A 13,051-nucleotide genomic window follows, 5' to 3' on the forward strand; every position below is an offset into this window, starting at 1 on the left:
TCTATGAACCACCAAAAGTCTGGAACTGTCTCTTCTTTCAGCCGGTTTCTGAGCTATAAGCTCTTCCGGCAGATTATAGTCAAAATCACTGATTCTCATGCAAATATCCTCTTAATCACTTATTGTAACAGTAAATTGTTTTTCTCCATCATCTGCTGCTATTCCCAGATGCTTATAAGCTGCCTCAGAGACAACTCTTCCTTTTTGCGTCCTATGAAGAAACCCTATCTGGATAAGATATGGCTCATAAACATCCTCAATAGTAACCCTTTCCTCGCCTATAGACGCGGCTATTGTATCTATGCCCACAGGTCCTCCTCTAAAGCGCTGTATAATCGTCCTCAGAATCTCTCTATCAAGGCTTTCAAGTCCCATCTCATCTACGCCCAGAGCTTTTAGCGCTTTATTTGTTATATCTATATCTATATTCCCCGTACCTTTTACCTGAGAAAAATCACGAACTCGTTTAAGCATCCTATTGGCCACACGCGGCGTTCCCCGTGAACGCTTGGCCATCTCATTCATGGACGCTTCATCAGCTGATACCCCCAGAATCTCCGCTGATCTTCCTATTATTTTTTTCAGCTCTTCTGCCGTATACATTTCAAATTTACAACTGACTCCGAATCTATCCCGCAGAGGCGCTGATAAACTGCCTGCTCTGGTAGTTGCCCCTATGAGAGTGAATCTGGCAATATCAAGTCTTATAGATCTTGCAGAAGGACCTTTTCCTATTATTATATCAAGAGCAAAATCTTCCATAGCAGAATACAGGACTTCTTCAACAGACCTGTTTAGTCTATGTATCTCATCAATAAAAAGCACATCATTTTCATTAAGATTTGTGAGTATTGCCGCCAGATCTCCTGCCCTTTCTATCGCAGGGCCCGACGTTATCCTTATATCTACGCCCATTTCATTAGCTATTATACCGGCAAGGGTAGTTTTGCCCAGACCGGGAGGACCATAAAAAAGCACATGATCCAAAGGTTCTTTCCTTATCTTTGCGGCCTCTATAAAAATTTTCAAATTATCCGTTGCTTTTTTCTGCCCTATATAATCCTGCAGAGTCTGCGGTCTAAGAGTGATCTCAGATCGTCCCTCTCCTTGTCCCAACTCTGCCGCAGTTATTCTTTCTTCATAATCCATTATGCTGTTCCTCTAAAATAAGTTTTTAAGCGCTCGTTTTATATATTCTTCTGCCGTCAAATCGTTGTCAGTAATGGAAGCCAACGCTCCACTCGCCTCTCCTCTTGTATATCCCAAAGATATAAGAGCACTGACAGCTTCACTCCTGCCGTCTGACAAGATCTGTCCGCGATCGCTGCTTTCCTCTGTATCAGAAGCAGATATACACTCTTCTGTACTAAACTTATCTTTAAGTTCCAGAACAATTCTTTCCGCTGTCTTTTTTCCTATGCCATTAGCTTTTGTAAGAGTCTTAACATCTTCAAATACTATAGCCTGCTGAAGCTGTTCAAGTGAAAAGGCTGACAATACAGAAACAGCCGCTTTAGCTCCTACCCCACTTACCGTTATCAGTTTTCGAAAAGCATCCAGCTCTCCTTTACGCATAAAACCATAAAGGCTGACATCATCTTCTCTGACAGTCATAGCTGTATAAACCATTACTTCACTGCCTTCGCTGCTCAGATAAGCGCGGGAATTGGCCGGAACAAATATCTCATACCCTACTCCATTGACATCTACTATTATATATCCATCGCCTTTTTCGGCAAGAGATCCTCGTATAAAACCTATCATCTTATATCAAGCTCCTTTAATCTTTTTCTCGTCTCGGCTGAATGACCGTGACATATGGCCGCCGCCAGTGCATCCGCTGTATCATCAGGTTTGGGAATCTTTTTAAGGTTCAGTATAGTTTTCACCATCATCTGTACCTGTTTTTTATCAGCTCTGCCATAGCCTACCAGCGCCTGCTTTATCTGCAGTGGAGTATATTCTTCAATCTCAAGACCTCCTTTTACACATGCCAAAACAGCAACCCCCCTTGCCTGCCCCACAAGGATAGCAGTCTTCGCATTGGTATTGAAAAACAGCTGCTCTATGGATGCTACGTCGGGCTTCTCCTCATCTATTATCTCTCTAAGAGAATCATATAGGTATTCCAGCCTGTCAGTCATATCCATAGAAGCATCTGTTGTCACCGCCCCATAACTGCACACTTTAAATCTATTTCCTATTTTTTCCACTATGCCGTATCCTAAGATCGCATATCCCGGATCTATGCCTAAAATCTTCATAAAACATCCTTTGCTGATATTCATAATAATTATATAAGTATACCATAAACACATTAGTAATGAAACAACTGTTCTTTGTTTATTGACTAATACCCTATATGGGTATATAATATATTAAAAAATTCAGGAGGTATGAGATTAATGAAAAACATAATAATATTTCTTGTTATCGCAGTTATCCTTATTTTTGCAATACGCTCCAGTATAAAACATTTCAAAGGACAAAGCAGCTGCTGCGGAGGAAACGGAAACTCAAAATTAAAAAAGAAAAAACTTCAAGGGCCTAAAACGGCAGAAAAAATCATATATATCGAAGGTATGCACTGCGAACACTGTAAACAAAATGTAGAACAAAGGATAAACGAAATAAACGGTGCAGTAGCGAAAGTAAATTTGAACAAAAATATGGCTGTAGTCTCTACGGACCGTCCTATCAGCGATGAAATTCTTATTAAAGCAGTCGAAAAAGCAAACTTCAAAGTCCGGGATATAAAAACTACGTTATCCTGAATGCCGGTCATATTTAAGAGGCTCCCGAATGCCTCTTATTTTATTTTTTAAGGGAAGAGTAAAAATCTCACCTTAAAACGGCAGCCTCTATACAATGTATATATCTTTAAATCCTTCCTACATATTTTTATCACAGAAAAAATACATAACACTTGAGAATATTTTTCATTTCATGGTATAATTATAAATATATCCCACCCTGCGTCAAGACAAGTTGCAAACCATCTGCAATCGTCTGCGCAGACCGACGGCTAAATATTTTCGGAGGAATTAACATGCGAATCTCAAGACAGAATAAAATACTCGAACTCATTGAAACTTATGAGATTGAGACACAGGATAAACTTGTATCCATGCTCAGAGATTTCGGCTACGAAGTCACTCAGGCAACTATTTCAAGAGATATAAAAGAACTTCAGTTAGTCAAAACTTTATCATCTACAGGGAAGTATAAATATGCACAGCCATCTCAGGCAGACGGTCCTATGTCTGACAGATTTTCAAATATTTTCAGAGAAACTGTCAAATCTACAGCCCATTCCGGAAACATAGTTCTTCTCAAAACATTATCCGGATGTGCAAGCGCAGCAGCTGAAGCTCTTGATTCCATAGGCCTTCCCAATGTTATCGGCTCTGTAGCCGGAGACAATACTATAATGTTTGTCATAGATGATCCTGAAAACGCTCCCAAAGTAGTGGAAATTTTAGAAAACATGCTAAAAAAATAACAGAGGTATACTATAAATGATCAGACATCTCAAAATAAAAGATTTTGCCGTAATAGAAAACGCAGAAATAGATTTTTACGATGGACTTAATATCATTACCGGAGAAACCGGTGCAGGTAAATCAATAGTAATAGAAGCAGTGAGCCTTGCTCTGGGAAGCCGGGCAGATACTGCTTTTATTCGTTCAGGTAAAAAAAAGGCACTGATACAGATGATCGCAGATCATGATGGAAAAGAATATATAATAACCAGAGAAATCTCGGCTTCAGGCAAAAATATTTGCAAGATAAACGATGAGATAGTAACTTTAACTCATCTGAATTCTCTTTGCAAAAAACTCGCTGATATCCACGGGCAATATGACCACCAGTCTCTTCTCAACCCGGATTACCATATCAATCTTATTGATCTATACCACAAAGAAGAGATAAAACCTGCAAAAGACAAAGTCATTGAAGAATACGAAAATTACTCCGAAATAAGATCAAAGCTTAAAGTTCTTCTTGCAGATGTGGCGAAAGGAAATCGTGAACGCGATTTTATGCAGTATGAATTTGATGAACTTCAGAATGCAAAATTAGTAAAAGGAGAAGACGATGATTTAGAAGAAAAAGTCCGGCTTCTTCAAAATAGTGAAAAAATATATGAAAACCTGGCAGGCGCCTATCAAGTTGCTTCTGAAGATGAATACTCAGCACTTTCCGCATTAAAACGTATTTCGGATATGATTGGAGAAATATCTTCGTATTCTCCGGAAATAGAAATGCTGAGCAAAAGGCTCAGTGAGCTTTATTATGATTTTGAAGATATCTCTTCTTCTATAAGAGATTGTCGAGACAATACAGTCTTTTCACCGAATGAGCTTGATATGTGTATATCTCGCTTGGAAACTATTAATAAACTGAAAAACAAACATGGAAAATCCATAGAAGAACTGATCCAGTATAAAAAACAACTTGATGAAAAGCTCTCTTCAATACAATCTGCAGATAATATTAAAGAAACACTTGAAAAAAAGCTTGCCAAACACCGAAAAGCTCTCATTTCAGCTTGCGAAAATCTTTCGCTTATCCGAAAAGAGGCAGCAAAACAGTTGGAGGAAAAAATAACAGCCGAACTTAAAGAGCTGAATTTCAATGATGCCAAATTTTCCATACAATTTAAAAAGGCAGACGCTTTCACATCCAACGGATCAGATATTGCGGAATTCATGATAAGTACCAATAAGGGAGAACCTCTTAAACCATTGAGTAAAATCGCTTCCGGAGGAGAAATGTCAAGAATAATGCTTGCTTTTAAAAAAATTATCGGAGATTACGACGAGATCCCTACTATGATTTTCGATGAAATAGACAGTGGCATAAGCGGAATAACTGCCAGCATTGTCGGAAATAAACTCGAAGAAATAGCACAAAGTCATCAGATCATATGTATCACTCACCTTCCGCAGATAGCAGCTTATGGTGTACATAACTACAAAATCTCGAAGATTTCTGACGATACGATGACATATACTACCATTCTTCCCCTTTCACATGAAGAAAAAATCCATGAAATAGCAAGGCTTTTAGGGGGATCCAACATAACAGATACTACACTCAAATCAGCAGAAGAACTGATAGAAGCCTCACATTAAAAAATTAAGAAGCAATACAAAAAAATATTTTACCTGTAATTTTTAACTGCATCTATTATAGCAGCAACTGTATTTTCCGAATGATATTTATCGGAGACCACCTTACAATCAGCATACTTTTCATAAAGCGGAACTCTCATTTCATACAAACTGCTTATAGTCTGCCCCTTTTCCATCGCAACGCCTCTTGTTTTTATATTTTTGAGGCGTTTTTTTATTACAGAAAGAGAAGCCTCTATATACACTACTATACCGTTTTCTTTCAGATGTTTCATGGCCGAATCATAATAAACAGCGCTCCCCCCTGTAGCAATTACTGTATTTTGCACAGTTACGGAACTGATTACCTGTTCTTCCAGTTTTTTAAAAACCTCAATTCCATCATTGTTTATTATATCCTGAAGCCCCTTTCCGGCCTCTTCCTGTATCAGCAGATCCGTATCCAAAAAATTCATCTTTAACGATTTTGCTAAAACCACACCTGTAACACTTTTACCGCATGCCGGCATTCCTATCAAAACTATGTTTTTCATCTTATAGCTCCTTCTTCTTCATCTATTAACGACTGTACATCATTTATCTGATTCTCCGAAAAAACCCGAAATCCTGATTTTCTTAAAAGCTCTGTAGTCACACCTTCTCCTTTTACTGTTTTTCCCGAAAAACTTCCATCATATATCATATTGCTTCCGCACGAAGGACTCTTTTCTTTCATTAATGCACATATCACATTGTAAGCTCTGGCAAGTCTTACAGCTTCTATGGCGCCTTTCATATACGATTCAGTCACATCCACTCCCTGTCTGGTCACTACTTTATGTTGTCTTCTCTGGGCATCTGATCTGGGGACCGTAAGTCCTCCAAAAACCTCAGGACATACAGGAATCAAACGACCTTCAGCCTTCCACCGCAGGAATCGCTCATCATTTTCAGCTTTAGATTTACCATCATATCTAACAGGACAGCCCCCATACAAGCATTGACTTACCAAAATTTTTTTCATTGTATACCATCCCTTCTTTCATGATAAAAAACAGGAGATGGTTCGCCATCTCCTGAATTTTTTATCATGTTCGCTCTATGCTTCTTCTGCAATCTCAGCTGCTTCTTCAACTTCCTGTGCTGCAGCTTCTTCCTCCGTAGGAGGATCTATCGTCTCTCTGATGCTTAGGCTGATTCTTTTTCTGTCTTTATCGATTTCGAGAATCTTAGCAGTAACTGTCTGCCCAATTTCAAGTTCATCATTTATGTTTCCGACTCTCTTATGAGCTACTTCGGAAATATGTACGAGTCCGTCAAGTCCAGGTTCCAATTCAACAAAAGCGCCGTATTCTTTAATCTGAACAACTTTTCCTTCGATAACCTGTCCAATTTGATAATTCTCATCAATCACGCTCCAAGGCTCCGGCTGATTCTGCTTAAGCCCCAGCGAAATCTTTCCTTTTTCTGCATTCATCGAAAGCACCTTCACATTGATCTTTTCGCCTATGCTGAGAACTTCCTGCGGATGCTTAAGCCTGCCCCATGATATCTCTGAAATATGAAGAAGACCGTCTATTCCGCCGATATCTACGAATGCGCCGTAATCGGTAAATCTCATTACGGTACCTTCAACAACATCATCTACATTGAGATTTTCCCAAATTTCCGCAACAAGCTTATCCTTTTCTTCATTAAGGAACAGTTTATGTGAAAATACAGCTCTGTTTCTTCTCTGATCTACTCTGGAAACCCTTACCTCCATAGTCTGACCAACAAATTCTTCTGCATTTTCAACATAATGATCGGAAAGCTGAGAAAGCGGAATGAATCCTGAGACTTCCTTATATTCAGCAATAACTCCTCCGTTTACCGGTCTAGTTACTTTAACTTCAAGTATTGTTTTATCTTCAAGCGCCTTGACAATTTCATCCCAATTAGCGCTGATTTCCAACTTTTTCTTTGAAAGCAAGATGCCGCCATCACCATCGTCTGTTTTTATAACTTTCGCTTGGATCTCGTCATCGACTTTAAAAGCGTCTGATAAAGTCTGCCCTTCTTCCAAGCTCACCTCTGAGATAGGGAGAATTCCATCCTTTTTGCATCCTAGATTTACAATAACTTCTTTGTCAGTAACTTGGTGAACCTTCCCTGTGACGATCTCGCCACCTCTCGGTAATCTCAGGGACTTCTCTATTTCGTCCATAAGATCGTTCATGTTCAATTCATTGTTTTCAAGTGTAACATCACTCATTCTGGCAATAACCTCCTTAATAGTGCATTCAGGTGTCGAAGCACCTGCCGCTACTCCTATTCTATTACATTTTTGAAGTTCTTTCAACGGTAAATCTTTAATATTTTCAACAAAAAAGGTATTTTTGCAGAATTTTTTGGAAATTTCACATAATTTTTTAGTATTTGAACTTTTTCTCCCGCCTATGACTATCATAATATCTGATTCTTTTGCCAGCTTTTCACATGATTTCTGCCGTTTAGTTGTCGCACTACAAATAGTATTATTGACATGAAACACCTTATTTTTATCTTCCAGTGCTTTTATTACATCAAACAACACCTCTTCTCTTATAGTCGTCTGAGTTACTACAAAAAGATCATCTTCTTTTATCGCTGCCGCTTCATCGTATGAGCTGATCACAAGAGCAGGCTTCCTACACCATCCGAATATTCCCATTACTTCCGGATGCTCTTTGTCACCAACTATAACCACCTGCTTATCTGTATCATGAACAAGATTATGTATCTTTGCCACAAATGGACATGTCGCATCTACAAGCTGTATTTTTTTTATATCCGCCTCGTCATAAAAATTTTTCCCTTCACCATGGGATCTTATTATAACCTTATCCCCTTCACTGACTTCATTCAGATTATTGATTATCTTTATCCCTTTTGCTTCAAGATCTTGCGTCACTCTTTCATTATGGATCAAGGATCCCATGGAAAATATATCGCCAATACTGTTTCGCGCAGCTTCTTCAGCCTTTTCTATAGCCTGTCTTACACCAAAACAAAATCCGGCATATTCAGCTCTTATTATTTTTCTCATCTATATTCTCCAATTCTTCCAGATATCGTTTAAATGATCCTTCACTTCCGTTTTCCGTAGGGAAATAGTATTTAACTCGTTCCTCATATAAATTATTCGGTAAATACTGCTGCGTCACATAACCTCCATATGAATGAGGATATTTATAATCAAGTCCTCTTCCTAAACTGTTAGCTCCTTTATAATGGGAATCTTTAAGATGATCAGGAACATCATCTATCTTTCTGCTGTGCAAATCAGACAAAGCTTTATTTAGTGCCTCATTCGAAGCGTTGGATTTAGGGCACGAGGCCATTAATACTACGGCCTGTGCAAGATTGATCCTTGCCTCCGGCAATCCCACCATCTGCGCTGCCTGAACGCATGAAGTAACTATAGTAACAGCATTCGGATAAGCCATACCTATATCTTCGCTTGCCATTACCATAAGCCTTCGCCCTATCATAACTATATCCGCTCCGCCCTCAAGAAGTCTCGCCAGATAATGAACTGCTGCATGAGGATCACTTCCCCTTACAGATTTCTGAAGTGCCGAGAGCAGGTTATATTTATCTTCTTCTTTATCATAAAACGTAGTCTGCTTCTGCATAGCTTCTCCTACGATCTTCCTGTCTATAACTTTTCCCTCGCTTAGATTATCCACAATAAACCCCAGAGTATCCAAAGCTACTCTGCAGTCTCCATTACTCATATCTGCCAGTATACGAAGTGCATCGTCATCATATTTTATGTCAAGTCCACCAAAGCCTTTTTCCTTATCTTTAAGGGTTCTTTCCAATATAGATAAAATTTCATTCGTCTCGAGCCTTCTGAATTCATATATATTTCTTACACGGCTTATCACAGCATTATTTACAGAAAAATATGGATTCTCGGTTGTACTTCCGATAAACTTTATAACACCGTCTTCAAGAGCTTTAAGTAATGAATCCTGCTGTAATTTGTTCCATCTGTGTACTTCATCTACATAAAGACATGTAGTTTCCTGCTGAAGACCATAAAATCTTGTAGATGCATTATCCAAAATAACCTTTAACTCCTTAGTCCCTGTAGTAGAGGCGTTTATCTCGACAAAACTACTGTCTATTTCTTTTGCTATAAGTCTCGCCAATGTGGTTTTTCCTGTACCCGAAGGTCCGAAAAAAATGGCGGAATCAAAGGTTCTGTTTTTTATAGAATTATAAAACAGCGATCCCTCAAACATAAAATGAGTTTGTCCAACAAACTCTCCAAGCTTTGAAGGCCTCATTCTGGTAGATAATGGTATCATTCTTATTCCTTTTCCTGATGTTTTTTATTCTAAAGACGGTTTATTTATATATCGTTGTCACAAAAGCTTTGTCGACACCTGATGATTTAAGAGCTTCCTTCGCCTTATCCTTACTATCAAATATCTCTCCTGTGATTTTATACATCTTGTTCTGTTCAATAACCTGCAGACCGGAAATACCTAACGAAGACATGGCACTTTCTGCAGCAGCTTTGCTGGAATAACAGCCAAATTGTACTGCATATCCGGCTACCTGAGTTTCCTGAACCTTTATATCATCTTCTACTACACTCGATCCGTTGCTGCTTTTGTCGGTATTTTTGGTCCCGTCCGTTTTCTCCTCATCTGTTTTTTTCTCATTTTCTGCAGTAAGCTGTGGAACATAATTGACTACCGGATCAACAACATATTTTGCTGTAGCGTATCCACATCCGACAGATAGGCAGAGAATAAGTATGACCGGTATAAAGTTGGGCTTAACACTCCTTCTCTGTGAGCTCCTGTAACTTCTTGGACGCCTTTTTTTTCGCATTCCTTTTCCCTCTCTTCCTATAGTATATTAAATACTATTAAAAAAGCGAGAGCTTTATTCCAATATAAGACAAGATGTTAAATAAATATATCCTACATTATACTACAACTTTTTTCAAATGCCAAAGCTTCAAAACATCATATAATAAAATTATATATCTTTCAGTTTTAAGACTTTCCGGCATTCTCCTCAGTATATACCTGCCTTTTCAAAACCCCCACCTTGTTTATCATCTCCCGCAAATAATAATTATGGAAATAAATATACTTAGCTGCTTCTACAAGATAATTCTCTTTATCATCGCGAATTTCTGATTTTAACTGTCCTATAAATTTAACCAAATTTTTTTTCAAATTCATCTCTTCCTTTAAAAGAGGTACATAAGCTATTTTGACCTGTCCCGTATCTTTATTGTAAAAAACAGTTTCATTTGTAATCTTTACTTTTGACGGATCAATAAAATACTCAACTGATCTTTTTAAAATTAACAGAACATTTTCCAAAATATATAATGCATCTTCAGTACGTTCGATACGATAACTGTTTAGAGGTGCAAATCCGCTGCAGTTATAACTTCCGTATTCTCCACTGCCTTCTCTTATAAAACCCATAGGTATAAAAATACTGCACTCTCCGGAAGTAAGCATTATCTTTTCAAAATCTTTCATAGAATTTTCTTCAAGTCTTATTCTGAATTCCTTGTTTTCCCACATAACCTCTTCTCCTTTTATCCACCGCATTTGCTACATTTTCTATAACCTTTTTTCTCCGCTTCGGTTTTATCAATTTTTACACATCTTCTTTTTATAGATCTGCATACTCCCCTATGATATGAAGTGCCGTCACTTTTGAAACAAAACACCATGCTTCCTGAATTGAGATCCCCAGATTTACAGATTCCACATGGGTCATATTTATTTTTGACACTGCTTGTGAGTATCACAGGACTTACAGAAGCTTTTATATATGTACAGTTTTCCTTATGAAACTTTTTGCCTGACTGGGGAAATATCCATACAGGCTGTTGCGCCTGACTGTTTTCAAGTCCTGAAGCACCAAGAGGACTTCCGTCGGTTTTTCTTCCGACAAACCCTCTGAACTTCACTTTGATTGTCATGGTAAACTCTTTCTTGAAAATCAGCGGAAATTCAACGTATTCTGATGCTTTCATCTCATATGAAATCAAACTGTCATTATGAAAATCCGAATGCATAATTCTTATATTATCCACTTCTATTGTATCCAGTTCTTTATTATCTTCTGTTACACGATTCTTTATTTTCTCCTCAATCATCATCGTTTCTACAGGACTATATGACTTAGAAGCTATCACCGAACTCTCATCTATGGCTCCGTGTATACAGTTTTCCCAAAGCCCCTCAATTTTAATGAAATAACCAAGAGACAATATTGCTAATATTACAAAAGGAAGAAAAACAGCAGCTTCCAATGTATAAAATCCCTTAATACTTTTTCTCATATCCGTAATATGTACCATTAACCTCTGCTTCTATCGTTATTCCCACTGAATGTTCATTTATTAAAAAATCTCCATCATATATCATTCTTGTATTGATCTGTATAAGATCAAGTATCCTGCTTATTTTTACATTCTCGTCTTTAAAAAACAACAATATCTGAAGATACTGATTATAGTCATAACCCTTATTGGCATCTGGCTTTATAGTTCCCCCTGTCAATCCTTCTACAGCATTGTCCAGATTTATGGCCCATGTAGTCTTATCTTTATTCACAGGGACTTTATATCCTTGCCAAAGCAATTCTACATCATTATCAGATTCTGCATATGCCCATGTCGCTGCAAGAGCTGCCTGTGTAGCCGGTGCTGCTGCCCCCGGAGTCATCACCTCAGCCAAAGCAAAAGTTTCTGCTCTTTTTTCCGGATCGCTGTATATATGGGCCAAATTCAAAGGAAACCGCATTGCTTTTAAAGCCATATCAACACGTTTCTCATTTTTTCCATCGGAAAGTTCTCCTCCTAATATATATTCCGCTTCATTTCGGAAAAAATGCTGATGGCTTATAGTTTTATTTTTATTATTAAAATGTTTAAGAATATACTGATTTATCATATATGTATCTGTCCCTTTTTTAAAAACATTCTTTATTTCTTTTATATTATCTGCTGCCGACTCCGCTGTTGAAGTCAAACTTTTATCGGGAATTGCCGCAGAAGGAAGCGACACAGCAGTAGGACCATGTTTCAAAATTCTGTTTTCTGATATTTCATCACTTCTTTCCTTTTCTGTATCGCTCCTTCGTACATCGGACCTGCCTTCAGCACTCGCCAACTCCATATATTCCAAAATCTGATCTTTTATCAGATCAATATTGGCCGCAGAAAATCTGCTTCCCGAAACATTTATACTCTCAACTTTCACAGCTCTCATATCATTTATCGAATATTTTACAAATTCCATCAGTTTTTCTTCCATTTGTCTGTCATTTCCCTTAAGGAAAAATAAGCCATACTCTTCCTGAATATGATAATTATATTCAGACATAACTGAATCGCCTGCCAAGCTCATTATTCCATCTGTACGGCTTTTCACACATTCTTCTCTGATTCCATATATGAGGGATAATGTTATAGATATCAGAGCAGCCAATATCACCATAAGGAATACCGCACTGCTTCCCCTTTTACTATTCATTCCTCATATCCTCCATAAGTCTGTGATATCTCACATAGGCAGGCCCGTCAGTGCCTGTGCATTTTCCCGTGACAAGAAACACGCCTTTCTTTTCCAGAATTCCTTTGTATTTCATTATAAGATATTTTTTCCCATTCACCTCGCATCCTGTGAGCTTCTTATCCGTATATATTTCTATTTCATCATTAAAATCATTTTCATCCTCTTCAAAATATACAGTTCTGCCTGTGGCTGCTCCGGCTTCACTCCTTATAGCTATATGAAGCCTGCATTGATCTGTAATCTGACTGTAAAAAAACATAATTATTAAAGCCACAGTTATGACAGCAAATATAATCATCGGAAGCACTATTGATGCCTCCATTATATAACTTCCCCTCTTACTGTTTT

General features: G+C 38.0%; 16 protein-coding genes. 3 read left to right on the forward strand and 13 right to left on the reverse strand.

Annotated elements, in window-relative coordinates; genetic code table 11:
- The 4 genes from ACLR96_RS00050 to ruvC form a co-directional block, all read right to left on the reverse strand.
- Positions 1 to 99, reverse strand: a 99-nt coding sequence (locus ACLR96_RS00050; protein WP_412265068.1) for an S-adenosylmethionine:tRNA ribosyltransferase-isomerase, incomplete at its 3' end; no start/stop codon positions are given.
- 12 nt (positions 100 to 111) lie between these two features.
- Positions 112 to 1,149, reverse strand: a complete 1,038-nt coding sequence (gene ruvB, locus ACLR96_RS00055; RefSeq protein ID WP_177270106.1) for a Holliday junction branch migration DNA helicase RuvB — start codon at positions 1,147 to 1,149, stop codon at positions 112 to 114.
- 12 nt (positions 1,150 to 1,161) lie between these two features.
- Positions 1,162 to 1,764 carry a Holliday junction branch migration protein RuvA gene (gene ruvA, locus ACLR96_RS00060; protein ID WP_177270104.1) on the reverse strand — a complete coding sequence of 201 codons (603 nt, stop codon included), beginning with the start codon at positions 1,762 to 1,764 and terminating at the stop codon, positions 1,162 to 1,164.
- Complete coding sequence (ruvC, locus tag ACLR96_RS00065; protein WP_177270102.1) at positions 1,761 to 2,264, reverse strand: crossover junction endodeoxyribonuclease RuvC; 504 nt, start codon at positions 2,262 to 2,264, stop codon at positions 1,761 to 1,763. Before ruvC ends, ruvA begins: the two co-directional genes overlap by 4 nt.
- A gap of 141 nt (positions 2,265 to 2,405) precedes the next feature.
- On the opposite strand from ruvC, the gene ACLR96_RS00070 reads away from it, so the two are divergent.
- From ACLR96_RS00070 to recN, 3 genes are all read left to right on the forward strand, one after another.
- A complete protein-coding gene (locus ACLR96_RS00070) occupies positions 2,406 to 2,774 on the forward strand; it encodes a FeoB-associated Cys-rich membrane protein (RefSeq protein WP_177270100.1) in 369 nt (122 codons plus the stop codon).
- Positions 2,775 to 3,049: 275 nt separating this feature from the next.
- A complete protein-coding gene (locus ACLR96_RS00075) occupies positions 3,050 to 3,502 on the forward strand; it encodes an arginine repressor (RefSeq protein WP_177270098.1) in 453 nt (150 codons plus the stop codon).
- A 16-nt stretch (positions 3,503 to 3,518) separates the two neighbouring features.
- Positions 3,519 to 5,138 (forward strand): DNA repair protein RecN, encoded by a 1,620-nt coding sequence (gene recN / locus ACLR96_RS00080; RefSeq protein ID WP_177270096.1) that lies wholly within the window; start codon positions 3,519 to 3,521, stop codon positions 5,136 to 5,138.
- Between the two features lie 29 nt (positions 5,139 to 5,167).
- On the opposite strand, the gene ACLR96_RS00085 is transcribed toward recN, so the two are convergent.
- From ACLR96_RS00085 to ACLR96_RS00125, 9 genes are all read right to left on the reverse strand, one after another.
- Entirely contained in the window at positions 5,168 to 5,671 is a 504-nt protein-coding gene (locus tag ACLR96_RS00085) for a shikimate kinase (RefSeq protein ID WP_177270094.1), read from the reverse strand.
- Positions 5,668 to 6,141, reverse strand: coding sequence for a 2-thiouracil desulfurase family protein (locus ACLR96_RS00090; protein WP_177270092.1), 474 nt, complete (start codon positions 6,139 to 6,141; stop codon positions 5,668 to 5,670). The genes ACLR96_RS00085 and ACLR96_RS00090 overlap by 4 nt, the downstream gene beginning before the upstream one ends.
- A 75-nt stretch (positions 6,142 to 6,216) precedes the next feature.
- On the reverse strand, positions 6,217 to 8,184 hold the full coding sequence (locus tag ACLR96_RS00095) for a bifunctional 4-hydroxy-3-methylbut-2-enyl diphosphate reductase/30S ribosomal protein S1 (RefSeq protein WP_177270090.1): 1,968 nt from the start codon (positions 8,182 to 8,184) through the stop codon (positions 6,217 to 6,219).
- A complete protein-coding gene (locus tag ACLR96_RS00100; protein ID WP_177270088.1) occupies positions 8,162 to 9,454 on the reverse strand; it encodes a replication-associated recombination protein A in 1,293 nt (430 codons plus the stop codon). The genes ACLR96_RS00095 and ACLR96_RS00100 overlap by 23 nt, the downstream gene beginning before the upstream one ends.
- A gap of 40 nt (positions 9,455 to 9,494) precedes the next feature.
- Positions 9,495 to 9,986: an SPOR domain-containing protein gene (locus ACLR96_RS00105; RefSeq protein WP_177270086.1), complete on the reverse strand. Its 492-nt coding sequence runs from the start codon at positions 9,984 to 9,986 to the stop codon at positions 9,495 to 9,497.
- Between the two features lie 167 nt (positions 9,987 to 10,153).
- Positions 10,154 to 10,699, reverse strand: a complete 546-nt coding sequence (locus ACLR96_RS00110; protein ID WP_177270084.1) for a DUF6382 domain-containing protein — start codon at positions 10,697 to 10,699, stop codon at positions 10,154 to 10,156.
- Positions 10,700 to 10,713: 14 nt separating this feature from the next.
- On the reverse strand, positions 10,714 to 11,484 hold the full coding sequence (locus tag ACLR96_RS00115) for a hypothetical protein (protein WP_177270082.1): 771 nt from the start codon (positions 11,482 to 11,484) through the stop codon (positions 10,714 to 10,716).
- The gene (locus ACLR96_RS00120; RefSeq protein WP_412265057.1) at positions 11,450 to 12,661 is read right to left on the reverse strand and encodes a DUF5702 domain-containing protein; all 1,212 of its coding nucleotides are present in this window, start codon (positions 12,659 to 12,661) and stop codon (positions 11,450 to 11,452) included. Before ACLR96_RS00120 ends, ACLR96_RS00115 begins: the two co-directional genes overlap by 35 nt.
- A complete protein-coding gene (locus ACLR96_RS00125) occupies positions 12,654 to 13,025 on the reverse strand; it encodes a hypothetical protein (RefSeq protein WP_177270078.1) in 372 nt (123 codons plus the stop codon). Before ACLR96_RS00125 ends, ACLR96_RS00120 begins: the two co-directional genes overlap by 8 nt.
- Positions 13,026 to 13,051 lie beyond the last annotated feature (26 nt).

The organism is Lentihominibacter sp. (assembly GCF_046951855.1).
GTDB classification, from domain to species: Bacteria; Bacillota; Clostridia; order Peptostreptococcales; family Anaerovoracaceae; genus Lentihominibacter; species Lentihominibacter hominis.

Coding starts and splice junctions, on each gene's coding strand:
- ruvB (WP_177270106.1), bottom strand. CDS start 1,149: ATGGATTATGAAGAAAGAATAACTGCGGCAGAGTTGGGACAAGGAGAG.
- ruvA (WP_177270104.1), bottom strand. CDS start 1,764: ATGATAGGTTTTATACGAGGATCTCTTGCCGAAAAAGGCGATGGATAT.
- ruvC (WP_177270102.1), bottom strand. CDS start 2,264: ATGAAGATTTTAGGCATAGATCCGGGATATGCGATCTTAGGATACGGC.
- ACLR96_RS00070 (WP_177270100.1), top strand. CDS start 2,406: ATGAAAAACATAATAATATTTCTTGTTATCGCAGTTATCCTTATTTTT.
- ACLR96_RS00075 (WP_177270098.1), top strand. CDS start 3,050: ATGCGAATCTCAAGACAGAATAAAATACTCGAACTCATTGAAACTTAT.
- recN (WP_177270096.1), top strand. CDS start 3,519: ATGATCAGACATCTCAAAATAAAAGATTTTGCCGTAATAGAAAACGCA.
- ACLR96_RS00085 (WP_177270094.1), bottom strand. CDS start 5,671: ATGAAAAACATAGTTTTGATAGGAATGCCGGCATGCGGTAAAAGTGTT.
- ACLR96_RS00090 (WP_177270092.1), bottom strand. CDS start 6,141: ATGAAAAAAATTTTGGTAAGTCAATGCTTGTATGGGGGCTGTCCTGTT.
- ACLR96_RS00095 (WP_177270090.1), bottom strand. CDS start 8,184: ATGAGAAAAATAATAAGAGCTGAATATGCCGGATTTTGTTTTGGTGTA.
- ACLR96_RS00100 (WP_177270088.1), bottom strand. CDS start 9,454: ATGATACCATTATCTACCAGAATGAGGCCTTCAAAGCTTGGAGAGTTT.
- ACLR96_RS00105 (WP_177270086.1), bottom strand. CDS start 9,986: ATGCGAAAAAAAAGGCGTCCAAGAAGTTACAGGAGCTCACAGAGAAGG.
- ACLR96_RS00110 (WP_177270084.1), bottom strand. CDS start 10,699: ATGTGGGAAAACAAGGAATTCAGAATAAGACTTGAAGAAAATTCTATG.
- ACLR96_RS00115 (WP_177270082.1), bottom strand. CDS start 11,484: ATGGTACATATTACGGATATGAGAAAAAGTATTAAGGGATTTTATACA.
- ACLR96_RS00120 (WP_412265057.1), bottom strand. CDS start 12,661: ATGAATAGTAAAAGGGGAAGCAGTGCGGTATTCCTTATGGTGATATTG.
- ACLR96_RS00125 (WP_177270078.1), bottom strand. CDS start 13,025: ATGGAGGCATCAATAGTGCTTCCGATGATTATATTTGCTGTCATAACT.